The sequence below is a fragment of the Streptomyces sp. NPDC107517 genome (assembly GCF_055582645.1).
Genome location: NZ_JBVJPM010000017.1, coordinates 92725 through 118391, shown reverse-complemented (window position 1 = coordinate 118391; position 25667 = coordinate 92725). Strand labels below are relative to the sequence as shown.

The following is a 25667-nucleotide window of genomic DNA, read 5'->3' as shown; positions in this document are numbered from 1 at the left end:
AGGAATCGGCGTTGCACGTCCAGGAGTGGCTCGACACGGTACCGGCGGTCGCCATCTATGCCCTGGTGGCCGGGGTCATCGGCCTCGAGAGCCTGGGCATCCCGCTGCCGGGAGAGATCGTCCTGGTCTCCGCGGCGCTGCTGTCCTCCCAGCACGGTGACGTCAACCCGATCATCCTGGGAGCCTGCGCCAGCGCGGGAGCCGTCATCGGCGACTCCATCGGATACGCCATCGGCCGCAAGGGCGGACGCCCCCTGCTGGCCTGGCTGGGCAACAAGTTCCCGCGCCACTTCGGCGAGGCCCATGTCGCGACCGCCGAGCGCTCCTTCGAGAAGTGGGGCATGTGGGCGGTCTTCTTCGGCCGCTTCGTCGCCCTGCTGCGCATCTTCGCGGGCCCGCTCGCGGGCGTGCTGCACATGCCGTACTGGAAGTTCCTCATCGCGAACTTCCTCGGTGGCGTCATCTGGGCCGGCGGCACCACCGCCGTCATCTACTACATCGGCGTGGTCGCCGAGGACTGGCTCAAGCGGTTCTCGTACTACGGGCTCGGCGCGGCCGTGCTGATCGGCGTGGCCTCCATGCTGATCGTCAGGCGCAAGGCGAAGAAGGCCGCGGCCGAGGCGGAGCCCGTCCCGGCCGCCGACTGACCAGGCCGGTCAGCTGTCCTCGTGCGCGGCGCGGTGCGCCTTCGCCAGCTCCACGTAGAGCGTGCCGTTCAGGGTGATGCCCGCCCGCTCCTCTTCGGTCAGCGGGCGCTTCACCTTGGCGGGCACCCCGGCGACGAGTGAGCCCGGCGGGACCTGCATCCCCTGCGGCACGAGGGCCTGGGCGGCGACCAGGGAACCGGCGCCGATCACCGCGCCGTTCAGGACCGTGGCGCCCATGCCGACGAGGCAGTCGTCCTCGACGGTGCAGCCGTGCAGGACCGCGTTGTGCCCCACGGAGACCCGCTCGCCGACCGTCACCGGGAAGCCGGGGTCGACGTGCACCGTGCAGTTGTCCTGGATGTTGCTGTCGGCGCCGAGCACGATCGGGCCGCAGTCCGCGCGCAGCACCGCGCCGTACCAGACACTCGCCCCGGCGTGCAGGGTGACCTCGCCGATCACGACCGAGGTCGGCGCGGCGAACGCCTCCTCATCAAGCTCCGGATCCTTGCCGCCGATCCCGGTGATGAGTGCCTGCTGGCCCATCGCTCTGTCTCCTCTTCGGTCTTCCGCACAGCCTGTGTCGCGCCAGAGCGAACCGTACGGGACGGCCCCGAGCGGATGCCGCGTGGGGCGAAGATCACAGGCCAGGGCTCTGCGCGGGGGCGAACGGCTGAGTAACGTGAGGCTGTGCCGAAGAACTGGAACGCGTTCTCATCCCGCGACTTCACCGGACGTCTGGCCCATCGCGCGGTGCAGGCGGGCTGGCGCCTGGCGCAGCGCGCGGGCGCGGTGACCGCGGCGCATCCGGGCCGCTACCGATTCGGGTCCCTCGGCCACGGCACCAAGCTGGCCTTCCCGCAGGGCACGGTCTTCGGCGAGCCCTGGATCCACCTCGGCGCGCACTGCATCATCGCCGAACAGGTCACTCTCACCGCGGGCCTGATGCCCGACCTCGACCTCGGTTCCGAGCCGATCCTGCGCATCGGTGACGGCGTCGTCCTCGGCCGCGGCAGCCACGTCATCGCCGACACGACGGTGACGATCGGCAGCGACTGCTACTTCGGGCCGTACGTCTACGTGACCTCGACCAACCACTCGTACGACGACCCGCACCAGCCCATCGGCAAGCAGTGGCCGCGCATGGAGCCGGTGGAGATCGGGCCCGGCTGCTGGATCGGCACCGGCGCGGTGATCCTGCCCGGCGCGCGGATCGGCCGCAACGTCGTGGTCGCCGCCGGTGCCGTCGTGCGCGGCGAGGTGCCGGACCGCGCCGTGGTGGCCGGCGCGCCCGCCCGGGTCGTACGGAGCTGGGACGAGGCGAACGGGTGGCAGCCGCCGCTGCGCACACCCGCACCCGCCCCGATCCCCGAAGGTGTCACCCCCGAACAACTCCTCGCGCTCGCCGACCTGGAAGAGCTCGAAGAGGGCGTACAGCAGCCGGGCGCGAGCGCCTAGCGCCTTTCGTCCGGGTCAGGTCCTAACCCGTCGCCAGCAGTACCGTGCCCACCAGCGCGAGGCCCGCCCCCGCGGCCTGCACGCCGCGCAGCCGCTCGCCGAGGAAACCGCGCGCGGCCAGCGCCGTCACCACGGGGTAGAGCGAGGCGAGCACGGCGGCCACGGTGACCGGGCCCTGCTGCGCGGCCATCGCGTACGTGCCGTTGGCCGCCACGTCGGCGAGGCCCACGAACGCCAGCGCCGGGAGTGCCGACCGCACGACCGCCAGGCCGCCGTCCTCGGGCAGCGCCCGGCCACCGCGCCGCACGGACACGTACAGGGCCGTACCGCCCGCCGCCACATTCGTCACCCGCTGGACGAAGAGCGCCAGGAAGAGTCCCGTCACCGTGGTCGAGGCCTCCGCGATCAGGGCCATCACCGCGCCGAAGCCGAACGCCGCGAGCAGCGTGAGCAGGACGGCCTGGCGCTGCACGGGCGCGCCTTTGAACTGCGGACCGGCGGCCAGGATCACCCCCGCGACGGCCACGCCGATGCCCGCGAACTGGAGGAGCCCAGGACGCTCGCCGAGCACCAGGCCGACGGCCACGGGGACGGTGACACCGAGCGAGCCGAGCGGCGAGACGACGCCCATCGGGCCGAGGGCGAGGGCCTTGTAGAAGGCGAGCATGGCGACCGGGCCGACGAGACCGGCCGCGACCGCGAACCACAGCTGCGGACCCGCCTGGCTCCAGGCGCCGGTCGCGGCCACGATCGCGCCGAGCACCGCGACGGCGATGCCCTGCGAGACCACCACGACCGTGAGCGCGGGCGTTCGCCGGGTGAGGAGCCCTCCGCCGAAGTCGGCCAGGCCCCACATGAGGCTGGTGGCCAGGGCGAAGAGTGCTGTCATGGTCTGCCTCGCAGTACAGTGTGGTGAACATCGGTGAATGCTTTGTTGCACCACAGATTAGTTCAATGAATTGAACTCTGTCATCCAGAATATTGGACGGAATGTGTCGGACCTCGATCTGCTGACCCAGTCCCTCGGCCGCAACGTCAAGCGCTGGCGCACCGAGCGGGGCTTCACCCTCGACGGTCTCGCCACCCGCGCCGGGGTCAGCCGCGGCATGCTCATCCAGATCGAGCAGGCCCGCACCAACCCCAGCATCGGCACCGTCGTCAAGATCGGTGACGCGCTCGGCATCAGCATCACCACCCTGCTCGACTACGAGCAGGGCCCGAAGGTCCGCATCGTCCCGCCCGAGCAGGCCGTACGCCTGTGGAGCACGGAAGGCGGCAGCTACAACCGCCTGCTCGCCGGGACCGAGGCCCCCGGCCCCCTGGAGATGTGGGACTGGCGCCTGGAGCCGGGCGACGGCAGCGGCTCCGACCCCCATCCCGCGGGCACCGTCGAGCTGCTCCATGTGACGGCCGGGGAGCTGACCCTGGTCGTGGACGGCGCCGAGTACCGCGTGCCCGCCGGATCCAGCGTCTCGTTCGAGGCCGACACCTCGCACACGTACCGCAACGACGGCACCGAGGCGATGGAGATGACCATGGCCGTATCGGTGCCGCCCGTACGCTGAGACGCCCGACTCACCCGCCCCGGACGGCTGTTAGCGTGCCGACATGCGCGCACCCATCGGAAACTTCGACCGCGTCCGCCCCGCTCCCGAGGCGCTCGACCTGCTCACGGCCCCCGTGGCCGACGCCGTACGCAACTGGCACGGCACGGTCCCGGCGGAGCAGCTGATCCACGTCGACACCGAGCCCGAGTGGGCGGACACCGCCACGTTCGTCGAGCACTACGGCCCCGAGCTGCTCCAGGACTCCGCGAACTGCGTCGTCGTCGCGGGCAAGCGCGGCGGGGAGACGACGCTCGCCGCCTGCCTGGTCCTCTCCGGCACCCGGGTCGACGTCAATGGCGTCGTGCGGCGTCAACTGGGCGCACGCAAGGCATCGTTCGCCCCGATGGAGACGGCCACCGGGGCCACCGGCATGGAGTACGGCGGCATCACCCCGATCGGGCTGCCCGCCGACTGGCCGCTCCTCGTGGACGCGGCGGTGATCGACCGGCCGCACGTCCTGATCGGCAGCGGAACGCGCCGCGGCAAGCTCATCGTGCCGGGCAAGGCGTTCCTCGACCTGCCCGGCGCCGTCGTCCTCGAAGGGCTCGGCGTGAACTGATCCGCCCGCCGGTGAACGAACCCGGAGGCCGCCGCGTCTGAGGAGCGGCTCCGCGCAGCGGCGCGGGGCAGGGGCTGAGAAACGGGTGGGGCGAGGAATGAGAATCCGGACGGCGGCCGTGCTGGTGGCGGCGTCGGTGACGCTGATGTCCGTGGCGGCCTGCGATACGGGCACCCCGGTCCCCGAGGGCCTGGTGGTGACCGGATCCTCGCCGGCCGCCCCCTACCGCGGTCCGCTCGAGGCGAAGGCGCCCGACGTCGACGGTGACGAGGACAACGTCCAGGGCGGGGGCGCCGCCGTCCTCGCCCTCGAATGCGCGGGCAAGCCGTACCAGGGCGGCGGCGGGGACGACGGCTGGGGGGCGTCGGACGGCGCGGACTCGCCGGATCAGGCCCTGAGCGCGCTCGTGGCCGACGAGTTCTCCACGTCCCTGCCGCGCCGCGGCTATCGCGTCGAGCGCGAGGCGGGCCGCCGCGTCCTGTACTCGTACGACGTCGGGGGCCGCACGCGCGTGGCCGTGATCGTCGCCAAGGACCTGCCGCGCAGGCCGGGTTGGGGTCTGGAGACGTATGCCCAGTGCGATCCGTCCGAGTTCGCCCGCCGGGACCGCGCACACCTCGACATCCGGGTGTGGACGGACCGCAAGGGCCGGCCGGCCCCCGCGTCCGAGATCTTCAGCACGACCGGCCCCGAGCACTGCGACTGGCAGTCGGCGGAGTTCCTCCACCTCGCGGACCGCCAGTACCTGCGGGACCCCGGGCACGCGCTGCCCCGCGAACTCCTGCACTCCTCGTACGGGCCGAAGACGCGGCTGCCCGAGGGGGCCGTGGACACCGGATACCGCGACGGCCGGCGCCACCTGTGGCTCTCCGCCGACAAGCTGGACGCGTACGTGCGCACCGGGAGCGTCGTGGAGCGGTGGCCGGGAGCGATCGAGCCGATCGCGTACAAGTGAGGACGGGGACGATCGGGCCGGCGCGCTTCAGCCCAGGCGCGGGATCTCGATCGCCGGGCACCTGTCCATGACCATCGCAAGGCCCGCCTCGCGCGTGCGGTCGTACGCCGCCTCGTCGATCACGCCGAGCTGGAACCAGACCGCTTCCGCGCCGGTCGCGCGGGCCTCGTCGGCCACCTGGCCCGCGAGGTGGGAGTTGACGAAGACGTCGACCACGTCGACCTTGAACGGGATCTCGTCGAGGGACGCGTAGCCCTGCTCGCCGTGGACCGTCTCGGCCTTCGGGTGGACCGGGACCACGCGCTTGCCGAAGCGCTGGAGGACCTCGGCGACGCCGTACGCGGCGCGCGCCCTGTTCGAGGAGAGGCCCACGACCGCCCAGGTGTCACCGAGCTCCGTGAGGATCCTGCGGACCGTCTCCTGATCGCCGTACATGTGCTGCCTCCTGGGGTCGACGGGCGTTCTCCGGAGTCAACAGGGCGGTGCCCCGCGGGATTCCCCCGGACGGGGTCACAGGAACGTGGCCGCGTGCAGGATGCGGATCATGGTCACCGCCGAGTTCGCCGACGACATCGCCGACGCGGCTGTGCCCACGGCCGCCGCCCAGGCCGCGAGACCGATCCCCGTCCCGACCGGAGGCCAGCGGTGCGCCGTGGGGGCAGGGCGCAGGAGGGCCGCGACCCGGCGGGGAACCGGGCCGGGCGCCGCGAGGCCCGCAAGGGTGGGGGCCGGCGCGGCGCGCGGGACGAGGGCGGCCTTGCCGATCGCGCGGGCCACCACACGGCGGTCGTGCACGGAGCGCGCCGCGTCCTCGTCGGCCCACCGCTCCGTCGAGTACGCCACCGCCGTGCGCAGCGGCAGCAGGAACGGATTGGCCCGCGCCGCCAACTGCGCCACCAGCAGATGGCGATGGTGCCGGGCCGTCAGGTGAGCCCGCTCGTGCGCGAACAGCGCCCTGCGCTCGGGTCCGGTGAGGGCGGCGAGCAGCCCGGTCGTGACGACCACCCGATCGCGGTCGCCACCGGGCAGCGCGTACGCGTACGGCTCCGTGTCCGGCACGACCGCGACGCCCGGTGCGCGAAGGCCGGCGAGCGCCCGCCTGGCCCGGCGCCGCACCGAGCGGTGCCGGACGACCACCCGCGTACAGACCACGAGCACGGCGGCGAGGGCGGGGATCGCGGCTCTGCCCGCCACCTCGTCGTACGGCACGGCCGCCCGCACCTCGGGGTCCGACCAGGCGTCGGGGAGCGGATTCCCTGGCAGTTGGGCCGTGCCGACGACCATGAGGAGCATCAGGCACAGCGTGCTGCACGAGGCCATCACTCCCGTGACGGCCGTCAGGAGACGGGTCGCGGTGCGCGGGTGGAGATGCTGCTCGGCCAGGCGCGCCACGGGCCACGCCGTCAGCGGCAGCACCAGCGGCAGGAAGACGAAGACGCCCATCGCCCGGCTCAGCCTTCGCCGGGGCCGGGGGCTTCGTCCGGCCGCTCCGCCTGTTCGAGGAGGTCCCGCAGGAGTTGTTCGTCGCCAGGCGGCAGTGCGGTGACGAAGCGTGCGAGGACCGCCCCCCGGTTCGTCTCGCCGTCGAGCACCTTGCGCATCCGCAGGGCGGCGAGCCCCGCCCCGTCGGCGGCGGGTGTCCACAGGAAGGAGCGGCCGTGGCGGGCGCGGGTCACCGCGCTCTTCGCGAGGAGGCGCGTCAGGATCGTCACCACGGTCGTGTAGGCCAGGTCGCCGCCGATCCGCTCCTGGACCCACGCCGCCGGCACGGGGCCCGGCGCTTCGCCCAGCGCAGTGAGGACCTGGGCCTCCAGCTCGCCCTGGCCCCGGCGCCGCGGCCGCCGGCCGTCGTGTCCGTCCCGCGTCACGTGCCCTCGTCCTCCGTCCCGGCCTTCCCCCACAGGTGGGCGCCACATCCTATTCCGCCGATGCGGGCACGGGTCAGCCCACGTGGACGCGGGGCCGCAGAGCGGGGTCGGGCTCGGCGCGGCGCAGCACCTCGCGGGTGACCGGCGCGACCTCGCCGTCGCCGAACACCAGGAAGCGCAGCAGATGGCTGACGGGGTGGCCCTCGGTCCAGTTGAAGTACGCGTGCGGCACCTCGCCCGTGCGGGTCCGCAGGCTCATCAGGACGGCCGCGATGGTGTTCGGCACGCCCGCGCCCTGGACGCGCAGGCGGCGTACGCCGTGCTTCTCGTCGCCACGGACCTCCACCGGCGCGGTGAAGTCCGACGAGTCGTGGACGAAGACCTCCAGGAACAGGACGGGCCGCCCGTCCGGGATGTGGGTCTGCTCGCGCTGGCTGTACTCCTTGGCGCGGTACTCGGCCTTCGAGTGCTCGTCGGGCTCGTTCGCGATGATCCGCAGCGGGCCGTGGCCGGCGGCCTCGTCGATGATCCGCGCCGCCGTCGCGTCGAACGTCACCTCGCCCGCCCGCAGTTCGAAGGCGCGGTGCACGCGCGACGCGAACGACGTGAGGAGGATCCCGACGATGAAGAGAAGGGCGATCTTGATGCCGTCCGGCCGCTCGATGACGTTCGTGACGAGCGTGTACCCGAACACGGCGGTGATCGCCCCGAAGCCGACGGTCGCGGCCTTGCGCCCGCGTGAGCGCACCGCGACCGTCGAGGCGAACGACGCCGACAGCATCAGGACCAGGACTCCGGTCGCGTACGCGCCGCTCTGCTCGTCGACGTTCGCGTTGAACCAGAGCGTGATGAAGACCGCGATCGCCATGAAGAGGAGCACCAGGGGGCGGACGGCGCGCGTCCACTCCGGAGCCATGCCGTAGCGCGGCAGATAGCGCGGCACGAGGTTGAGGAGCCCCGCGAGTGCGGAGGCGCCGGCGAACCACAGGATGGCGATGGTGGAGACGTCGTACACCGTCCCGAAGCCCTCGCCCAGGTACTGGTGCGCGAGGAACGCGAGGGCGCGGCCGTTGGCCGGGCCGGCGCTCTCGAACGCGGACTGGGGGATGAGGATCGTCGTCGCGAGGCTGGAGAGCAGCAGGAAGCCGCTCATGATCAGCGCGGCCGTGGTGAGCAGCTTGCGGGTGTCCCGCACCCGTCCCGCGGGCCGCTCGTACGTGTCCGTGGCGTCGCCGCGCACCTGGGGCATCACGGCGACGCCCGTCTCGAAGCCGGACATGCCGAGTGCCAGCTTCGGGAAGACGAGGAGCGCCACGCCGATCATCGCGACGGGCGAGGAGTGCGCGGCGGTCATGGCGTCCCACCAGTTTCCGATCTTCACCGGCTCGGTCAGGACGTGCCACGCGGCGGTCATGAGGACGACGACGTTCAGCATGAGATAGAGGGCGACGAGCACGACCGCCACCCGTATCGCCTCACGGAACCCCTTGAGAAACACCGCGCCGAGGCCCGCCACCAGCAACAGCGTGATCCAGGTGTTCGCGCCGTCGAGCGAGGCGGGCGCGAAGGGGTTCTCGACGACGTGCGCCGCGGCGTCCGCCGCCGACAGCGTGATCGTGATCATGAAGTCCGTGGCGGCGAACCCGAGCAGGACAAGGACGAACAGCTTCCCCGCCCACCACGGAAGGAGCCGTTCCAGCATCGCGATGGAACCCTCGCCGTGCGGGGACTCCTTGGCGACGCGGCGGTAGACCGGCAGCGCGCCGCCGAGCGTGAGGGCGATCAGGACCAGGGTGGCCAGCGGGGAGAGCAGTCCCGCGGCGAGGGCGGCGATGCCCGGCTGGTAGCCGAGGGTCGAGAAGTAGTCCACGCCCGTCAGGCACATCACCCGCCACCAGGTGTGGCCCTTGTGCTCGGCCGGCGGCGTGCCGTGCGGACCCGGGTGCCGGGCCGTCGTCTCGCTCAGACCTTCGAGGAGCCAGGACCGCCATCGTGGGGAGGGAGGCCGGACGGCCGTGCCTTCGACGGGTTCGGCCTGCGTGCCGGTCATGGGCGGAACTGCTTTCTGTCGTGGCGGTACGGACCCTGAGGGGTGCATCCGCGCAGGAAGCCGCAGGACAGGACGTCACGCGACCGCTGCGACGACGAGCGAGTATTCACCACCGCGCGACCCGGGCGACGGGCGGGGCGGGCGAACCCCGGCACGCGGCATACGCTGGCCGGATGCAGGACGAGTACCGCACCGTGGCCCGTGAGGGCGTGCACGAGACAGAGATCAGCCGCTCCCGGTTCCTGTGCGCGCTCGCGCCCGCGGCCACCGAGCGCGAGGCCCAGGACTTCGTCGCGCGCATCCGCAAGGAGCACCCCACCGCGTCCCACAACTGCTACGCGTACGTCATCGGCGCCGACGCCTCCGTGCAGAAGGCGAGCGACGACGGCGAACCGGGCGGCACGGCGGGCGTCCCCATGCTCCAGATGCTCACGCGCCGCGAGATGCGGTACGTCGTCGCGGTCGTGACCCGCTACTACGGAGGCGTGAAGCTCGGTGCGGGCGGCCTCATCCGCGCCTACGGAGGAGCGGTCGGCGAGGCGCTCGACGCGCTGGGCACCCTCACCCGCCGCCGCTTCCGGCTCGCCACCGTCACCGTCGACCACCAGCGCGCCGGCAAGGTGCAGAACGATCTGCGGTCCACGGGACGTGAGGTGCGTGACGTCCATTACGGGGAGGCGGTCACGATCGAGATCGGCCTGCCGGACGCCGACGTGGACGCGTTCCGCGCGTGGCTGGCCGATGTCACCGCCGGCACCGCGGAGTTCGAGCTGGGGGGAGAGGCGTACGGGGACGCGTGAGCGGCGGTGGCGGCCGGGACGCGTGCGCGGCGGAGCAGGTGCCGATACGCCGGTAGCCGCCCGTGATGTCCGACCCGCCCGTTAGTCTCGGGGATCATGAGGCTGCTGCACACTTCCGACTGGCATCTCGGCCGGGCGTTCCACCGGGTGAACATGCTCGGCGCCCAGGCCGAGTTCATCGGTCACCTCGTCGCGACCGTCCGTGAGCGGGACGTCGACGCGGTGGTCGTGTCGGGCGACGTGTACGACCGCGCGGTGCCGCCTCTCGCCGCGGTCGAGCTGTTCGACGACGCCCTGCACCGCCTCGCGGAGCAGGGCATCCCCACGGTGATGATCTCCGGGAACCACGACTCGGCGCGCCGCCTCGGCGTCGGCGCCGGGCTCATCGGCCGCGCCGGCATCCACCTGCGCACCGACCCCAGAGCCTGCGCGACCCCCGTCCTGATCCCGGACACCACGGGTGACGTTGCCTTCTACGGACTGCCCTATCTCGAACCGGCGCTGGTGAAGGACGAGTTCGCGGTGTCGAAGCCGGGCCACGAGGCGGTCCTGGCCGCCGCCATGGACCGGGTGCGGGCCGATCTCGCCGAGCGCCCGGCAGGCACCCGGTCCGTCGTCCTCGCGCACGCCTTCGTCACCGGCGGCCAGGCCAGCGACAGCGAGCGCGACATCACCGTCGGCGGTGTCGCCGCCGTCCCCTCCGGCGTCTTCGACGGCGTCGACTATGTGGCGCTCGGCCATCTGCACGGCAGCCAGGTAATCTCCGAGCGCGTGCGCTACTCCGGCTCGCCGCTCCCGTACTCCTTCTCCGAGGCCGACCACCGCAAGAGCATGTGGCTCGTCGACCTGGACGCGGACGGCTTCGCGGCCGCCGAGCGCGTCGACTGCCCGGTTCCCAGGCCGTTGGCCCGGATCCGCGGGGACCTCGCGGACCTGCTCGCGCGCCCGGACCTCGCCACGCACGAGGAGGCGTGGGTCGAGGCCACCCTCACCGACCCGGTCAGGCCCGACGACCCCATGGCCCGCCTCGTCGAGCGGTTCCCGCACACCCTCAGCCTCGCCTTCGACCCGCAGCGCGCCCCCGAGGACCCCGACGTCTCGTACGCGCAGCGGCTCAAGGGGCGCGACGACCAGCAGATCGCGGAGGACTTCGTGTCCCACGTGCGCGGCGCCGGACCCGACGAGCGCGAGCGCGCCGTCCTGCGTGAGGCGCTCGACGCCGTACGCATCGACGACACCCGGCGCGAGGTCGCCCGATGAGGCTCCACCGGCTGCGGATCACCGCCTTCGGACCCTTCGGCGCAAGCCAGGAAGTCGACTTCGACGACCTGTCGTCGGCGGGCCTCTTCCTGCTCCACGGCCCTACGGGCGCCGGGAAGACCTCCGTCCTCGACGCCGTCTGCTACGCCCTGTACGGGTCGGTGCCCGGCGCCCGGCAGGGCGGCGGCCAGGGCACGTCCCTGCGCAGCGACCACGCCGAGCCCGGCACGCGCACCGAGGTCACCCTCGACCTCACCGTCGCGGGCCGCCGCCTGGAGCTGACCCGGCAGCCCCCGTGGGAGCGCCCCAAGAAGCGCGGCACGGGCACCACCACGGACAAGGCCCAGAGCTGGCTGCGCGAGTACGACGCCCCGGCGGGCACCTGGAAGGACCTCAGCCGCTCCCACCAGGAGATCGGCGAGGAGATCAGCCAGCTCCTCGGCATGAGCAAGGAGCAGTTCTGCCAGGTCGTCCTGCTGCCGCAGGGGGACTTCGCGCGGTTCCTGCGGGCCGACGCCGAAGCCCGCGGCAAGCTCCTCGGCCGGCTCTTCGACACCCGGCGCTTCGCCGCGGCCGAGCAGCGGCTCGCCGAGCGGCGCCGCGCCGCCGAGAGCGAAGTACGCGCGGCGGACGCCGAGTTGCTCGCCGACGCCCACCGCATGCAGCAGGCCGCGGGGAAGATCGTCGAACTGCCCGCGACCGACGCCGCGCCCGGTGACCCCGGGCTCGCCGACTCCGTCCTCACCTGGGCCGCCGTCGCCCGCTCCACCACCCGCGAGCGGCTCACCGTCGCGCACCTCGCGCTGACCGCCGCCGACGCGGCCCGCACCGAGGCGCAGCGCGACCTGGCCGGCGTGCAGGAAGTGCAGCGGCTGCAGTGCAGGTTCGAGGAGGCGCGGGAGCGGGCCGCTCTGCTCGACGAGCGGGCCGACGAGCACCGGCGGGTCCAGGAGCGCATGGCGCGGGGCCGCAAGGCCGAGGCCGTCGCCCCCGCACTCGCGCTGCGCGAGGCCGCGGAGAGCGAACACCGCAGGGCCACGAGCGAGGACACGCGCGCGCGTGCCGCGCTGCCCGAGTCGTACGACGGCGACGGCGCGGCGGGCCTCGCCACCGCCGCGCGGAAGGCGGCCGAGGAGCTGGGCGGCCTGGAGTCCGCCCGGCGCGCCGAGCTGCGTCTGACGGAACTCGCCGGGCAGCGCCACGGACTCGACCGCGAGGAGCGCGCCGACGACGAGCTGCTCCAGGACGCGGCGAGCTGGCTCGACGGCTGGGACAGCGCCCGGGCCGCGCTCCGGGAAGCCGTCGAGTCCGCGCAGGACGCCGCGACGCGCGCCGAGCACCTGGCGGGTCAGCTGGAGCCCGCGCAGCAGAAGCTGGAGTCCGCCCGGCGCCGCGACCGGCTCGCCGACGAGGCCGCCGACGCCCGGACCCGCACCCTGCGCGCCCGTGAGGACGCCGCGGCCGCCCATGAGCACTGGCTCGGCCTCAAGGAACAGCGGCTGAACGGAATCGCTGCCGAGCTGGCCGCGCAGCTCGTCCCCGGCGAGAGCTGCGCGGTGTGCGGGTCCACCGACCACCCCGACCCCATGCGCAAGACCGCCGAGCACGTGGGCCGCGACGCCGAGGAGTCCGCCCTCGCCGCGTACCGCCGCGCGGACGACGCGCGCACCGCGCAGGAGAGCCTGCTGGCCGCGGTGCGCGAGTCGCTCGCCGCCGCGACGGCCGCCGCCGGAGAGGCGTCCGCCCTGGAACTCGCCGATGCGGCCGAGGAGTTGCGCGCGCGACACGCCGAGGCGCGGGGCCTCGCCTCGGGGCTGCACGCCGCGCGTGAGGCACTCGGCCGGGCCGAGGGCGAGCACGACCGCAGACTCGCCGCGCAGCAGGAAGCCGCACGTCGCGCCGTCGCACGCGCCACCCTGCGTGAGAGCGTCGACCGCGAACAGGGCGTTTTGGAGCGCGAGTTGGCGCAGGCGCGCGGGACGGAGGCCAGTGTCGGCGCGCGCGCCGCGCAGCTGGAACGGCTCGCGGCGCAGCTCACGGCCGCCGCGGACGCGGCACGCGGCGCCGACGAGGCCGCCGAGCGGCTCAAGGACGCCGACGCACGACTCGCCGACGCGGCGTTCCGCGCCGGGTTCGACACGCCGGAGGCGGCCGGGGCCGCCCTGCTCGACGACGCCCAGCATCGGGACCTGCAACACAGGCTCGACGCCCGCCAGTCCGAGGAGGCCGCGGTGCGCGCCGTACTCGCCGAGGACGACACGGCGGCAGCGGCCCGGCAGGCGCCCGCCGATGTGGCCGCGGCACGGTATGCCGCCGAGGCGGCCGACCGACGGGTGCGCGAGGCGGCCTCCGCGCGCGACGACGCGGCCCGCCGCTGCACCGAGATCGACCGGCTCTCGGCCCGCTGCGCCACGGCCGTGCGACGGCTCGCACCGCTGCGCGCCGCGTACGACCGCGTGGCGCGCATGGCAGGCCTCGCCGCCGGGACGTCCGCGGACAACGAGCGCAAGATGCGCCTGGAGTCCTATGTGCTCGCGGCCCGGCTCGAACAGGTCGCGGCCGCCGCGACCGCGCGGCTGGCCCGCATGTCGTCGGGCCGCTACACGCTCGTGCACTCCGACGACCGTTCGGGGCGCGGCCGTTCGGGCCTCGGCCTGCATGTCGTCGACGCGTGGACGGGGCGCGAACGGGACACCGCGACACTCTCCGGCGGCGAGACGTTCTTCGCGTCGCTCGCTCTGGCCCTCGGCCTCGCGGACGTCGTCACGGACGAGGCGGGCGGCGTCCGCCTCGACACGCTCTTCATCGACGAGGGCTTCGGCAGCCTCGACGACCAGACCCTGGACGAGGTGCTCGACGTCCTGGACTCCCTGCGCGAGCGGGACCGCAGTGTCGGCATCGTCAGCCACGTCGCCGACCTGCGGCGCCGGGTGCACGCGCAGCTGGAGATCGTGAAGGGACGGTCGGGTTCGGCCGTACGGCAGCGGACCTGAGCCACTTCCGGCGGCGGGTCAGTGGCCGAGCGGGCGCCGCGGGAGCGGGGACGAGTAGACCACGCTGGTCGTCACCGAGCCGAGCGCGCCGATCCTGCCGGAGACCTCCTCCAGGTGCTTCATCGAGCGCGCCGCGACCTTGATGACGAAGCAGTCGTCGCCGGTGACATGGTGCGCCTCGAGGATCTCCGGAGTCACCTCGACGAGGTCGTGGAACGGCTTGTAGTGCCCGTTCGGGTAGCGCAGCCGTACGAACGCCAGGATGGGCAGGCCGATCCGCTCCGGGACGACCACCGCCGCGTACCCCGCGATCACCCCGGCCTCCTCGAGGCGCCTCACCCGCTCGGTGACGGCACTCGCGGACATGGAGACGGCCCGCGCGAGCTCGGCGTAGCTCGCCCGGCCCTCGCGCTGGAGGACGTCGAGGATGCGCCAGTCGGTGGCGTCGGGGATGTACGGGGATTCACCGGTCATGCGGCAGGAATAGCAGGGACATCCCCGGCAGATCAAGGGTGATGCCGGGGATCGTCACTTCAGGAAGATCGCCGGGAACCGTAGATTTCTGGTCGAGGGCGGCACGGTCGTGCGGCCCGCAGAGATCCGCCCGGGAGGCCGACATCATGACCGCGACCACCACCGTCACCCCCAACTCCGTACTCCGTGTGCCCCCGGCGTCCCCCGCCGCGGCCGCCGCGTACTTCGGCGCGAGCCTCGCCTTCCACGCCGACGTGTCCGACGTCGCCTCGGCGCTCGCCGCGGGCGGCGACCCGGGTTTCGTCGTCATCGACACCCGCTCCACCGCCTCGTGGGACCAGGGGCACGTACCCGGCGCCGTCCACCTGCCCACCGCGCTCATCGCCGAGCAGGCCGAACAGCTCCTCGACAAGTCCGTGCCCGTCGTCACGTACTGCTGGGGCCCGGGCTGCAACGGCGCCACACGCGCCGCTCTCGCCCTCGCCGAACTCGGCTTCCAGGTCAAGGAGATGCTCGGCGGCTTCGAGTACTGGGCGCGGGAGGGCTTCGCGTACGAGACGTGGGAGGGGCCCGCGCAGCGCGACGCCGACCCGCTGACGGCGCCGGTGGACTCGGACGACTGCGGCTGCTGAGCGAGTGCCGGGAGCGTGGGTGTGCGGGCGGCAGCCGCCAAGTGCCGCCGCCCGCGATCGAGCTACAGCTGGGACAGCTCGTCCACCAGGTCGTCGAGGCCGAGCGATCCCTGTGAGAGAGCCGCCATGTGCCAGGCCTTCGCGTCGAACGCGTCCCCGTGCCTGGCCTGCGCGCCCGCCCGGCCGAGCAGCCACGCGCGCTCGCCCAGCTTGTAGCCGATCGCCTGCCCGGGGATGGACAGATAGCGGGTCAGCTCGCTCTCCACGAAGTCCGCGGGCCGGCTGCTGTGCGCGCCGAAGAACTCCTGCGCGAGGGCGGGCGTCCACCGCTCGCCCGGGTGGAACGGCGAGTCCGCCGGGATCTCCAGCTCCAGATGCATGCCGATGTCGACGATGACGCGGGTCGCGCGCATCATCTGCGCGTCCAGATATCCGAGCCGCCGCTCGGCGTCCGTGAGGAAGCCCAGCTCGTCCATCAGACGCTCCGCGTACAGCGCCCACCCCTCGGCGTTGGCGCTCACCATGCCGACGCTCGCCTGGTAGCGGGAGAGGCTGTCCGCGACGTGCGTCCACTGCGCGATCTGGAGATGGTGACCGGGTACGCCCTCGTGGTACCAGGTCGAGACCAGGTCGTAGACGGGGAACCGGGTCTGGCCCATCGTCGGCAGCCAGGTGCGCCCCGGCCGCGTGAAGTCCTCCGACGGCGCCGTGTAGTAGGGCGCCGCGGCGCTGCCCGCCGGGGCGATCATGGACTCCACCTTCCGTACCCGCTCCGCGAGTTCGAAGTGCGTGCCGTCGAGGGCGTCGATCGCCTCGTCCATCACGCCCTGGAGCCAGCGCTGCACCTCCTCCACGCCCTCGATGTGCGTGCCGTGCTCGTCGAGGTGCGCGAGCGCCACCCACGGCGTCGCGGCGCCGGGCAGGATCTTCTCCGCCTCGGTCCTCATCTCGCCGAGCAGGCGGTGGTACTCCGCCCAGCCGTACGCGTACGCCTCGTCGAGGTCGAGGTCCGTGCCGTTGTAGTAGCGCGACCAGCGGGCGTACCGCTCGCGGCCCACCGTGTCGGGCGAGCCCTCGATCGCGGGCGCGTACACGTCGCGCATCCAGTCGCGCAGCTCGACCACCGCGGCCGTCGCGGCGCTGCCGGCCCCGTCGAGCTCGGCGCGCAGCGCGTCGGGCCCGGCCGCGGTGAAGTCCTCGAACCAGCCGCGTCCCTCGCCCGCCCACTCGGTGAGCTGCTCGATGAACGTGGCGGTCGGCCGCGGTCCGCCGTGGAGCTTCTTCTCCAGGCCCAGCGACAGCGTCTCGCGGTACCCGGCGAGCGCCCCCGGCACGGCGCGCAGCCGCTCCGCGACGGCCGCCCAGTCCGCGTCGGTCGCGGTGGGCGTGAGGGTGAACACCTCCCGCACGTTGTGGACTGGCCCGCCCAGATTGGTGACGGCCCGCAGGTTCTCCTCGGCGTCGTGCACGGCGAGTTCGGCCGTGAGCCGCTCCCGCAGGAGGCGGCCGCAGCGGCGCTCGGCCGCGCTGTCGGCCCCGGGCCTGCGCTCGGCCTCGTCGAGCCGGGCGAGGGTCGCCCGCGCGAGATCGGCGAGGGCCTCCTGACCGGCGGGCGAGAGGTCGGGCAGCCTGCTGTGGCTCTCGGGCACGCCGAGGTAGGTGCCGGTGACGGGGTCGAGGGCGATGAGTTCGTCGACGTAGGCGTCGGCGACTTCGCGCGGGAGCGGTCCGGTGACGGATGCTGCTGTGACTGACGAATCTGACATGCCGCCATCGTCGTACGGGGTGGGGGGCCGCGTCATCAGGATTCGCCGACGGCGTCGGCGGACGGGGGCAGCAGCGGGCCGCACTCCCACTGCTGGAAGATCAGCCGCGTCTCGACGCGCGCCACCTCGCGGTGCGCCGTGAACTCGTCGAGCACCAGCCGCTGGAGGTCGGCGGTGTCACGCACGGCGACATGCACCAAGTAGTCGTCGGGGCCCGTCAGATGGAAGACCGACCGCGCTTCCGGCAGCGCCCGGATCCGCTCCACGAAGGGGCCGACCAGCTCGCGCCGGTGCGGCCGCACCTGCACCGAGAGCAGCGCCTGGAGCCCGCGGCCCAGCTTCGCCGGGTCGAGGCGCAGCTGATGCCCGAGGATCACGCCGGACCGGCGCAGCCGGGTCACGCGGTCGAGGCACGTGGAGGGCGCGACGCCGACCTGCGCGGCGAGGTCCCGGTAGGTGATGCGGGCATCGTTCTGGAGGAGGCGCAGTATGTGCAGATCAACCGGATCAAGTGCGACGGAATCGGCCATTGGCCGAACGTAGCACGGGGTCCGCCCGAAGAACCCCGGCCCTTGTTCAGGCTGTCACCCATGGACAACGACCTGTACGCAGCGATGCGCCCGGGCCCCGCCCACCGGCGGGCCCTGGCCACCGAAGCCGTGCACGCCGGCCGCGACGACCTCGCCGGACTCGGTCTGCACGCCCCGCCCATCGATCTGTCCACCACCTACCCGTCGTACGACAGCCGCGGCGAGGCCGCCCGCATCGACGCGTTCGCGGCGGACGGCGTCGTCGACGAGGGCCCGCCGGTGTACGCCCGGCTCGGCAACCCGACCGTCGGCCGCTTCGAGACCGCGCTCGCCCGGCTCGAAGGGACCGAGAGCGCGGTCGCCTTCGCGAGCGGCATGGCGGCCCTGACCGCGGTGCTGCTCGTACGCAACGGCGCCGGGCTGCGCCATGTCGTCGCCGTCCGGCCGCTGTACGGATGCAGCGACCACCTCCTCACCGCGGGGGCCCTCGGCACGGAGGTGACCTGGGTGGACCCGGCGGGCATCGCGGACGCGATCCGGCCCGACACCGGGCTCGTGATGGTGGAGTCACCCGCCAATCCGACGCTCGCCGAGCTCGATCTGCGGGCGCTGGCCCACTCGTGCGGAACGGTGCCGCTCCTCGCCGACAACACCTTCGCCACGCCGGTGCTCCAGCGGCCCGTCGAGCACGGCGCGCGGCTGGTGCTGCACAGCGCGACCAAGTTCCTCGGCGGGCACGGGGACGTCATGGGCGGGGTCGTGGCCTGCGACGAGGCGTTCGCCCGCCGGCTGCGCCAGGTGCGGTTCGCGACGGGCGGCGTGCTGCACCCGCTCGCCGGCTATCTGCTCCTGCGCGGTCTCGCGACCCTGCCGGTGCGCGTCCGGGCGGCGTCGGCGACGGCGGCCGAACTGGCGGCGCGCCTGTCGGGGGACCCGCGCATCGCGCGCGTGCACTATCCGCGGATCGGCGGCGCGATGGTCGCCTTCGAGACCGTGGGCGACCCGCACGAGGTGATCCGTACGGTCCGCCTGGTCACGCCCGCCGTCAGCCTCGGCAGCGTCGACTCGCTCATCCAGCACCCGGCGTCCATCAGCCACCGCATCGTCGACGCCGGCGACCGCAGGTCGGCGGGCGTGAGTGACCGGCTGCTGCGGCTTTCGGTGGGTCTTGAGGACGTCGAGGACCTGTGGGCGGACCTGGACCAGGCATTGGGGGAGCCGGGTGCGGTGACCGGGCGTGCGGCCGAGGCGCGTCTGCGGGTCCCGGAGTGACGTAGAGGTGCTTGCCCGGACCGGACAGAAGCAGGAGGGGACCGGTCCGGGTCGGACAGACGCAGGACCGGACCGGACCGGACCGGACCGGACCGGACCGGACCGGTCCGGGCCGGCTCGCGCGGAGCAGGTCCCGGCCGGCCAGGCCGTCAGCGCCGGCCGGCCCGGACCTCAAAGCCGGCCGGCAAGGACCTCAGTGCCGGTCGGCCCGCTCGTACGCCGCGCGGGGCCCCTCGTACGGAAGCCGCGACCTGACCGCGGTCGCCTCCAGGCGCGCCGTGATCACCAGCGTGCCCTCCTCGATCTGGTAGTCGAGGGGCAGTCCGAGGCCGCGCATCGCCGCGACCATCCCGGTGTTGGACGCCTGCGTGACGGCGTACACGCTCTCGCAGCCCGCCTCGATCGCCATCGCGACCAGGCGGCCGAGCAGTTCGGTGCCGATGCCGCGGCGCTGCCAGTCGTCCTCGACGAGCAGTGCGATCTCCGTCTCGTCGCCGTCCCAGAGCAGATGCCCGAGGGCGACGATGCGGCCCGACGCGGTCTGCGCGGCGAGCGTGCGGCCGAAGCGGGGGCTGAGGAGGTGGTTGAGGTAGCGGTCCGCGTCGCCGACGGGCCCGTGGTAGCGCTTGCTCAGGGTCGCGCGGGAGCAGCGCTCCTGCATGGCCTTGGCGGCCTCCACGTCGTGCGAGTCGGCCCGGCGCACGGTGATCGCGTTGCCCTCGGGGAGCGTCAGGACGTCCTGGCTGCGCGGGATGCGCGGGCCGAGCCGCGCGTCGAGCTCGACCAGGGCGCGGGCGCGCGCGAACTCGGTGGGCGTGAACGGCAGATACGGCCGCTCCACGGTGATCACGCCGCCTTCCGGGGCCCGGAGCCGTATCACGGTCCCTTCGAGTGCCCCCTCCACGGGCGCGCTCTCACTCCTTCGGCCGCTCATCGTCGTGGCCGGGAGTGACCTGATGGTGCAGCGGCCGAGCAACTGGCGCAGGGCGAGCGGGAGTTCGGCGGCGTCCAGGGCCGTGCGCGTGGCGAGACCGAGGATGCGGGTGGGCGCGTCCACGAGGTCGTGGGCGTCGGCCCGCTCGATCCAGGTACCGGAGCCGCCGGCCAGGGACACGGCCCGGGTGAGTTCGGCGGCGGGCAGGTCCTGCGGCGCGCGCAGCAGGAACTCGTCCACGGTGCCCTCGCCCAGCGGATGCGTCTGGAGGCTCAGGATGTCGACCCGCAGCGGGGCGAGCGCCGTGCACAGTGCCGCGAGCGACCCCGGCTCGTCACGGACCGTCGTCCGCATGCGCCACAGCGCGGTGGCCGTGGCTTCGTTCGTCGCCTGCGGGCCGGCGCCCGCGGTGACCTCTGTGTCGGGCCGTTCCGACTGCCCGGCGGGCTCCGTGGGGAGCCGCCGGGCGTCGGTATCGCCTGTCGGGGGTGCGTGGTTGTGGCGGCGTGCCCACCATGTGTGGAAGCCGGCCGTGGCGAGGAGCGCGACCGCCGAGATGGCGAGCAGCGCGGGGCCGTCGGGGCCGTGACCGACGAGGTTCGCCACGGCGTCCGCGACGGCCACGGCCGTGAACAGGGCGGCGAGCTCGACGACGTCGCGCCGCCAGTGGTGGACGGGGCGGCCGTTCCTGGCCCGCCTCACATCAGACATGTCTGGACTCATGCAGCCACTGTGAAGGAACGGTGTTGCGTGATCACGAACGCTTTGTGACCGATGGGTAAAGCCTGCTTATGTCCTCTTTGGCTGCCTTGGTCCCCTACTGGCCGACCCGCCCCGGCTGAAGCACCTTGGAGAACAGCACGTCGCCGCCCTGCTGCCGCAGCCGTACCGTCAGCTCGCCGCTGCCTCCGTCGATGTCGACCTCGCCGAAGTACTGCGGGGTCTCCATCGGCGACGTGTTGGCCCGGTCCGGCGCCTTGACGAAGCTCTGCTCGGGACCGAAGGTGGCGTCCAGCTTCACCGCCTGGAATCCGCCCGCCGCCAGCGGGCCCGAGACGAACTCCCAGAACGGCTCGAAGTCCTGGAACGCGGCGCGCGAGGGGTCGTAGTGCTGCGCCGACGTGTAGTGCACGTCCGCGGTGAGCCACAGCGTGCCCGTGATCCGGTCGTGCTTGATGTGCCGCAGCAGCTCGGCGATCTGCAGCTCGCGGCCGAGCGGTGCTCCCGGATCGCCCTGCGCGACGGCCTCGAAGTTCACCGCGCCGTCGGCCACGACCAGGCCGAGCGGCATGTCGGAGGCGATCACCTTCCAGACGGCCCGCGACCGGGACAGCTCACGCTTCAGCCAGGCCAGCTGCCGCGCGCCGAGGATCCCGGTCGCGTCGTCGGGCTGCCGGCCCGGGGAGTTGGCGTTGCGGTACGAGCGCATGTCGAGCACGAACACATCGAGCAGGGGGCCGTGCCGCAGGACCCGGTACACGCGGCCCTCGTCGTCGCCCGGCGGCAGCGTGGAGACGGGGAAGTACTCGCTGAACGCCCGCAGGGACCGGGCGGCCAGGACGTTCGTGTCCTTCTCCGTGTAGCGGGCGTCGTCCAGGATCTGGCCCGGATACCAGTTGTTGTGCACCTCGTGGTCGTCCCACTGGACGATCGACGGCACCTGCGCGTTGAAGCGGCGCACGTTCTCGTCGAGGAGGTTGTAGCGGAACGCGCCGCGGAACTCGGCCAGCGTCTCGGCGACCTTGGACTTCTCCTCGGTCGTGACGTTCCGCCACACCCGGCCGTCCGGCAGCGTGACGCTGGGCAGGATCGGGCCGTCGGCGTAGATGTTGTCGCCGCTGCACAGGAAGAAGTCCGGGTTCAGGGCGCGCATGTCCTCATACACGCGGTAGCCGCCGATGTCCGGGTTGATGCCCCAGCCCTGGCCCGCGATGTCGCCCGACCAGAGGAAGCGCACCCCGTCACGGCGGCCCACGGGGGTGGTGCGGAAGGTGCCGGTGACGGGTTCGCCCGTGCGGCGGGGGTCGTCGGGGTCGGCGAGCGTCACGCGGTAGTGGATCTGCTCGCCCGGCGGCAGGCCGCGCAGGCGGGTGGTGCCCGTGAAGTCCGTGCCCGCGCCGAGCAGCGGCCCGTGCCACCTGGTGGACCGGCGGAACGACTCCGTCGCGGAGGTCTCCACGATCATGCGGGCGGGCCGGTCGGAGCGCGTCCAGATCAGCCCCGAGTGCGCGCCGACGTCCCCTGCCTGAACACCCCACGCCGCCTTCGGGCGACCCGACAGGGCGAAGGCCGGCGCGGCGGCCGCGACCGCGGCGGGCAGCGCCAGCGCGGCCGACGCGGCGAGCGAACCGCGCAGCACCCCGCGGCGGCCGGGCAGAGAACTCGGCGGACGGTGTGACATGAATACGCCTCCAGAAACGGGTTCCGACGACAGTGCGGTGCCACCCTGCGTGGACGCCGCGGCGAAGCCACACCTACGGGCTCACCACGGCGCACACGCGAACCCCAAGTGAACAACTGCCCCTGCAGATCGGGGAACCCGGCGCGCTGTCGCCTCACACGCCCATGACGCCGTTCACGCGTGCGTGGCCCTCCCATGCGCCGCGCGCGCCAGGAGACGTACGCCTTCCGCGATCCGGGCCGGCGGCAGATGCGCGTAACCGAGGACCAGCCGCACCCCGCCGTCGCCCCTGTCCGACGTGCCGTAGTGGCTCAGCGGGCGGACGGTGACCCCGGCCGCCGAGGCCCGTTCGAGGAGCGCCTCCTGCGGTCCGTAGCGCTCGGGGAGGCAGGCGATCACATGCAGTCCGGCGGCGATCCCCGTCACCTCAGTGCCCGGCAGATGTTCCCGCAGCGCGGCCACGAGGGTGTCGCGCCGCTCTCGATAGGCGCGCTGACAGCGCCTCAACTGGCGGTCGTAGTCGCCGCGCTCGATGAAACGGGCCAGGAGCGCCTGGTCGAGGGCGGGGTTGCCGAGGTCCATGTAGCGCTTGCGCTCGACGACCTCGTCGGTCAGCCTCGCGGGTACGACCATCCAGCCGAGCCGCAGCCCGGGAGCGAGCGACTTGCTCACCGAGCCCGCGTACGCGACGTGCTCCGGGTCGAGCCACTGGAGCGCTCCTACCGGCGCGCGGTCGTAACGGAAGTCGCCGTCGTAGTCGTCCTCCACCACGAGGCCGTCCACCGACCGTGCCCAGTCGAGGAGTTGAGTGCGGCGCGCCGGTGAGTAGGCGATACCGGAGGGGAACTGGTGGGACGGCGTGGTCACCGCGGAGCGCACACCCGCGGCCCGCAGCGGTCCGAGGGCCGGTCCGTCGCCGTCCAGGGGGAGCGCGGTCGTGCCGATACCGGCCGAGGCGAACAGTGAAGCGAGGTCGGGGCTCCCGGGGTCCTCGACGCCCACCGACCGCTCCCCGCGCGCGTGGAGCACGAACCCGAGCAGCGTCACCGCCTGTGCCACCCCGGAGCAGACGACGATCCGCTCCGGATCGGCGACCACGCCCCGCCGGCGCGCGAGGAGTTCCGCCAGCGCGGTACGCAGCCGGGGGATACCCCGCGGATCCGGGTAGCCCAGCATCTGGTGCGGCAGTTCGGCCAGCACGCCGCGCTGCGCCGCCGACCACGCGGCCTGCGGGAACAGCGACAGATCGGGGCTGCCCGCCACGAAGTCGGCGCGCGTGCCCGGCGGGCGGGGCGCCAGGTCCCGCACACCGGCCGCCGCCGCGGCGCGCACCGCCCCGCCCACCCACGTACCCGCCCCGCGCCCGCTGCGCAGATACCCCTCGGCGGTCAACTGCTCGTACGCCTCGGTGATCAGCCCGCGCGAGACACCCAGATCCGCCGCGAGATCTCGGCTCGACGGCATCCGTGTCCCGGGGGCGAGCCGCCCTGACCTGACGGCGTCCCGCAGCGCGGCCTGGAGACCGCGGCCACGCGCGCGTGCGGGCGCCGATGCGGCGGGAAGCAGTAACTCCCAGGCGGCGGACCATGGTTGGCCGCCACCGCTTCCTGCGCGCGGATTGGTCCCCGATGGCGTCATGAACGTGGACCTTAATCCGGGCCGCCGCTCTCCCTAGCGTCAGGGCCATGAACGCGCACCCGATCCGAGGGGCCCTGCCGACCGCCCTCGCCTGCGTCCTCGTCGGTGCCTCCTTCACCGCCAACAGCGTCCTGGGCGACTATCCGTACGCGGGCGGCCAGTTCCTCCGATACGCCCTCGCCTGCCTGCTTCTGCTGCCGCTCCTGGGCCGGGGCGGCACGGCGCCGCTGCGCCACCTCACCGGCCGCCGATGGGGGCGTCTCGCCGTGCTGGCGGCCGTCGGGATGGTCGGCTTCAACCTCGCGGTGCTCGCCGCCGAGCGCGGCGCCGAACCGGCCGTCCCCGGGGTCTTCGTCGGCTGCGCCCCGGTCGTCGTGGCCGTACTCGTACCCCTGCTTGCGGGCCGTCGGCCCCGATGGGTCGTCCTCAACGGGGCGTTGCTGGTCGCCGCAGGCGCGTTCACCGTGCAGGGCTGGGGGCGCACGGACACGGCCGGTCTCCTGTTCTCCGTGGGAGCCCTCATCGGGGAGGTCGGTTTCGCCGTCCTCGCGGTGCCGGTGCTGCGGGCCCTCGGCCCGAAGCTGCTCTCCTGCACGGTCTGCGGGGTCGCGGCCCTGGAATCGGCCGCGGTCGGCGCGGTGCTCGACGGCACGGACATGCTCCGCGTACCCGACGCCACCGAGGCGACGGCACTGTTGTGGCAGGCCGCCGTCGTCACAGTGATCGGCTTCGTGTGCTGGTACATCGGCATGCAGCGCATCGGCGCCGAGCGCGCCACGCTGTTCTCCGGCCTCATCCCCGTGGCGGCGGCGTGCACCGCGCCACTCGTCGGCACCGGGACGTACGGCGCCGCGCAGGCCGTCGGCAGCGCGCTCGTCGGCGCCGGAGTGGCGCTGGGCTCCGGCGTGTTCGGCGCGCGGTCAGCGGCTGGTGTCCAGGATGACGCGGGAGACGAGCGCCGGGTCGTCGCTCATGGGGACGTGACCGCAGCCGGGCAGCCGCACGAGGCGGGCCCCGGGGACGGCGTGCTTGGCCCTGATGCCCTGGCGGCGCAGCAGCAGCCGGTCGCGGGTGCCCCAGGCGACGGTCACCGGGAGGTCCGGAACGTCGTCCGTGAACTGCACGTCCAGGCCCGCGGCGAGGGTCTGCGCGAACCCGGGGGCGTGGCGCAGGGCCAGGGTCTCCGCGACGACCGCATCGGGTGAACGGCGGCCGGGGCGGGCGTAGATGGTGCTCGTCAGGGCCGCCCGGCCCGCGGCCGAACGGGACAGCCGCTCGATCGCGGGAACGGGCAGCACCCGCGCCCCCTGCCGCATCGCGCGGAGCGTGCCGAACGCGTAACGGCGCTCGGTCTGCGACCAGAACCCGCCGGGCGACAGCGCGGTGACCGACCGTACGAGCTTCTCGCGGCCGAGCTCCAGGGCAAGCAGACCGCCGAGGGAGTTGCCCGCCACGTGCGGCCGCTCGATGCCGAGGGCCGCGCAGAGCGAGCCGAGCGTCGCCGTCACCGTCGGCAGGTCGTAGGAGACGCCGTCGGGCAGTGCGGGAGAGGCGCCGAAGCCCGGCAGGTCGATGGCGATCACGTCGCGTTCGGCGGCCAGGACCGGGATCACGGGGGCCCAGGCCTGCCAGTGGTGGCCGATCCCGTGCAGGAGGAGCAGAGGTTCCCCGGTGCCCACGCGTTCGTACGCGACGGTCACCTCGCGGGGGCCATCGGGGGTTTCGATGCTGAAGGACACCTCTGTGGCCATGTCGCTCCCTGTCCCCGACGCCGGCGCGACGGTTCCTTAGACTGCTTGTCAGCAACAATTACCGCTCAGTAGCCT

Annotated in this window: 24 protein-coding genes and 1 pseudogene; 11 read left to right on the top strand and 14 right to left on the bottom strand. The window is 73.3% G+C overall.

The genetic code is table 11. From position 1 onward, the window contains the following. Positions 1-11: 11 nt before the first annotated feature. A complete protein-coding gene (locus ACZ67T_RS31960) occupies positions 12-647 on the top strand; it encodes a DedA family protein (protein ID WP_469988534.1) in 636 nt (211 codons plus the stop codon). A 9-nt stretch (positions 648-656) separates the two neighbouring features. Here ACZ67T_RS31960 and ACZ67T_RS31955 read toward each other — a convergent pair whose 3' ends face one another. After that, the gene (locus ACZ67T_RS31955; RefSeq protein WP_100597590.1) at positions 657-1190 is read right to left on the bottom strand and encodes a gamma carbonic anhydrase family protein; all 534 of its coding nucleotides are present in this window, start codon (positions 1188-1190) and stop codon (positions 657-659) included. 144 nt (positions 1191-1334) lie between these two features. Here ACZ67T_RS31955 and ACZ67T_RS31950 point away from each other — a divergent pair, with 144 nt between their 5' ends. After that, the gene (locus tag ACZ67T_RS31950; protein WP_469988532.1) at positions 1335-2102 is read left to right on the top strand and encodes an acyltransferase; all 768 of its coding nucleotides are present in this window, start codon (positions 1335-1337) and stop codon (positions 2100-2102) included. Positions 2103-2124: 22 nt separating this feature from the next. On the opposite strand, the gene ACZ67T_RS31945 is transcribed toward ACZ67T_RS31950, so the two are convergent. Continuing rightward, positions 2125-2991: an EamA family transporter gene (locus ACZ67T_RS31945; RefSeq protein ID WP_469988530.1), complete on the bottom strand. Its 867-nt coding sequence runs from the start codon at positions 2989-2991 to the stop codon at positions 2125-2127. A 103-nt stretch (positions 2992-3094) separates the two neighbouring features. Between ACZ67T_RS31945 and ACZ67T_RS31940 the strand changes: the two genes are divergently transcribed. The 3 genes from ACZ67T_RS31940 to ACZ67T_RS31930 all read left to right on the top strand — a co-directional run bounded on the left by ACZ67T_RS31940 (position 3095) and on the right by ACZ67T_RS31930 (position 5223). Continuing rightward, positions 3095-3667 carry a helix-turn-helix domain-containing protein gene (locus tag ACZ67T_RS31940; RefSeq protein ID WP_469988528.1) on the top strand — a complete coding sequence of 191 codons (573 nt, stop codon included), beginning with the start codon at positions 3095-3097 and terminating at the stop codon, positions 3665-3667. 43 nt (positions 3668-3710) lie between these two features. Beyond that, positions 3711-4268: a YbaK/EbsC family protein gene (locus tag ACZ67T_RS31935; protein ID WP_469988527.1), complete on the top strand. Its 558-nt coding sequence runs from the start codon at positions 3711-3713 to the stop codon at positions 4266-4268. Between the two features lie 97 nt (positions 4269-4365). Beyond that, the gene (locus ACZ67T_RS31930; protein WP_469988525.1) at positions 4366-5223 is read left to right on the top strand and encodes a hypothetical protein; all 858 of its coding nucleotides are present in this window, start codon (positions 4366-4368) and stop codon (positions 5221-5223) included. Positions 5224-5250: 27 nt separating this feature from the next. On the opposite strand, the gene ACZ67T_RS31925 is transcribed toward ACZ67T_RS31930, so the two are convergent. The 4 genes from ACZ67T_RS31925 to ACZ67T_RS31910 form a co-directional block, all read right to left on the bottom strand. Beyond that, positions 5251-5658, bottom strand: coding sequence for a CoA-binding protein (locus tag ACZ67T_RS31925; RefSeq protein WP_469988522.1), 408 nt, complete (start codon positions 5656-5658; stop codon positions 5251-5253). A 75-nt stretch (positions 5659-5733) separates the two neighbouring features. After that, a complete protein-coding gene (locus tag ACZ67T_RS31920; RefSeq protein ID WP_469988520.1) occupies positions 5734-6666 on the bottom strand; it encodes a M56 family metallopeptidase in 933 nt (310 codons plus the stop codon). Between the two features lie 8 nt (positions 6667-6674). Next, positions 6675-7091 (bottom strand): BlaI/MecI/CopY family transcriptional regulator, encoded by a 417-nt coding sequence (locus tag ACZ67T_RS31915; RefSeq protein WP_469988518.1) that lies wholly within the window; start codon positions 7089-7091, stop codon positions 6675-6677. 73 nt (positions 7092-7164) lie between these two features. Continuing rightward, positions 7165-9141, bottom strand: coding sequence for an APC family permease (locus ACZ67T_RS31910; RefSeq protein ID WP_469988516.1), 1977 nt, complete (start codon positions 9139-9141; stop codon positions 7165-7167). Positions 9142-9314: 173 nt separating this feature from the next. Here ACZ67T_RS31910 and ACZ67T_RS31905 point away from each other — a divergent pair, with 173 nt between their 5' ends. The 3 genes from ACZ67T_RS31905 (at position 9315) to ACZ67T_RS31895 (ending at position 14194) form a co-directional block, all read left to right on the top strand. Next, positions 9315-9941, top strand: coding sequence for a YigZ family protein (locus ACZ67T_RS31905; RefSeq protein ID WP_469988514.1), 627 nt, complete (start codon positions 9315-9317; stop codon positions 9939-9941). Positions 9942-10037: 96 nt separating this feature from the next. Next, on the top strand, positions 10038-11201 hold the full coding sequence (locus ACZ67T_RS31900; RefSeq protein ID WP_469988512.1) for an exonuclease SbcCD subunit D: 1164 nt from the start codon (positions 10038-10040) through the stop codon (positions 11199-11201). After that, the gene (locus ACZ67T_RS31895; RefSeq protein ID WP_469988511.1) at positions 11198-14194 is read left to right on the top strand and encodes an AAA family ATPase; all 2997 of its coding nucleotides are present in this window, start codon (positions 11198-11200) and stop codon (positions 14192-14194) included. Before ACZ67T_RS31900 ends, ACZ67T_RS31895 begins: the two co-directional genes overlap by 4 nt. An 18-nt stretch (positions 14195-14212) precedes the next feature. On the opposite strand, the gene ACZ67T_RS31890 is transcribed toward ACZ67T_RS31895, so the two are convergent. Continuing rightward, the gene (locus ACZ67T_RS31890) at positions 14213-14668 is read right to left on the bottom strand and encodes an Lrp/AsnC family transcriptional regulator (protein ID WP_469988509.1); all 456 of its coding nucleotides are present in this window, start codon (positions 14666-14668) and stop codon (positions 14213-14215) included. Then, positions 14658-14837, bottom strand: a complete 180-nt coding sequence (locus ACZ67T_RS31885) for a hypothetical protein (RefSeq protein WP_469988507.1) — start codon at positions 14835-14837, stop codon at positions 14658-14660. The genes ACZ67T_RS31890 and ACZ67T_RS31885 overlap by 11 nt, the downstream gene beginning before the upstream one ends. On the opposite strand from ACZ67T_RS31885, the gene ACZ67T_RS31880 reads away from it, so the two are divergent. Next, positions 14815-15300, top strand: a complete 486-nt coding sequence (locus ACZ67T_RS31880; protein WP_469988506.1) for a rhodanese-like domain-containing protein — start codon at positions 14815-14817, stop codon at positions 15298-15300. The genes ACZ67T_RS31885 and ACZ67T_RS31880 overlap by 23 nt on opposite strands. Before the next feature lie 62 nt (positions 15301-15362). On the opposite strand, the gene ACZ67T_RS31875 is transcribed toward ACZ67T_RS31880, so the two are convergent. Together ACZ67T_RS31875 and ACZ67T_RS31870 are read right to left on the bottom strand one after the other, a co-directional pair. Continuing rightward, entirely contained in the window at positions 15363-17066 is a 1704-nt protein-coding gene (locus ACZ67T_RS31875) for a DUF885 domain-containing protein (protein ID WP_469988504.1), read from the bottom strand. Positions 17067-17101: 35 nt separating this feature from the next. Beyond that, complete coding sequence (locus ACZ67T_RS31870; RefSeq protein WP_469988502.1) at positions 17102-17596, bottom strand: Lrp/AsnC family transcriptional regulator; 495 nt, start codon at positions 17594-17596, stop codon at positions 17102-17104. 60 nt (positions 17597-17656) lie between these two features. Here ACZ67T_RS31870 and ACZ67T_RS31865 point away from each other — a divergent pair, with 60 nt between their 5' ends. Further along, positions 17657-18868, top strand: a complete 1212-nt coding sequence (locus ACZ67T_RS31865) for a trans-sulfuration enzyme family protein (protein ID WP_469988501.1) — start codon at positions 17657-17659, stop codon at positions 18866-18868. Positions 18869-19061: 193 nt separating this feature from the next. On the opposite strand, the gene ACZ67T_RS31860 is transcribed toward ACZ67T_RS31865, so the two are convergent. The 3 genes from ACZ67T_RS31860 to pdxR form a co-directional block, all read right to left on the bottom strand. Beyond that, positions 19062-20513, bottom strand: coding sequence for a GNAT family N-acetyltransferase (locus ACZ67T_RS31860; protein ID WP_469988499.1), 1452 nt, complete (start codon positions 20511-20513; stop codon positions 19062-19064). A 106-nt stretch (positions 20514-20619) separates the two neighbouring features. After that, positions 20620-22203 (bottom strand): alkaline phosphatase D family protein, encoded by a 1584-nt coding sequence (locus ACZ67T_RS31855; RefSeq protein ID WP_469988497.1) that lies wholly within the window; start codon positions 22201-22203, stop codon positions 20620-20622. 174 nt (positions 22204-22377) lie between these two features. Next, positions 22378-23841: a MocR-like pyridoxine biosynthesis transcription factor PdxR gene (pdxR, locus tag ACZ67T_RS31850; protein ID WP_469988495.1), complete on the bottom strand. Its 1464-nt coding sequence runs from the start codon at positions 23839-23841 to the stop codon at positions 22378-22380. 47 nt (positions 23842-23888) lie between these two features. On the opposite strand from pdxR, the pseudogene ACZ67T_RS31845 reads away from it, so the two are divergent. Further along, positions 23889-24677, top strand: a pseudogene (locus tag ACZ67T_RS31845) (EamA family transporter); the annotation flags it as partial. Between the two features lie 84 nt (positions 24678-24761). On the opposite strand, the gene ACZ67T_RS31840 reads toward ACZ67T_RS31845, so the two are convergent. Then, complete coding sequence (locus tag ACZ67T_RS31840; RefSeq protein WP_469988494.1) at positions 24762-25592, bottom strand: alpha/beta fold hydrolase; 831 nt, start codon at positions 25590-25592, stop codon at positions 24762-24764. Positions 25593-25667 lie beyond the last annotated feature (75 nt).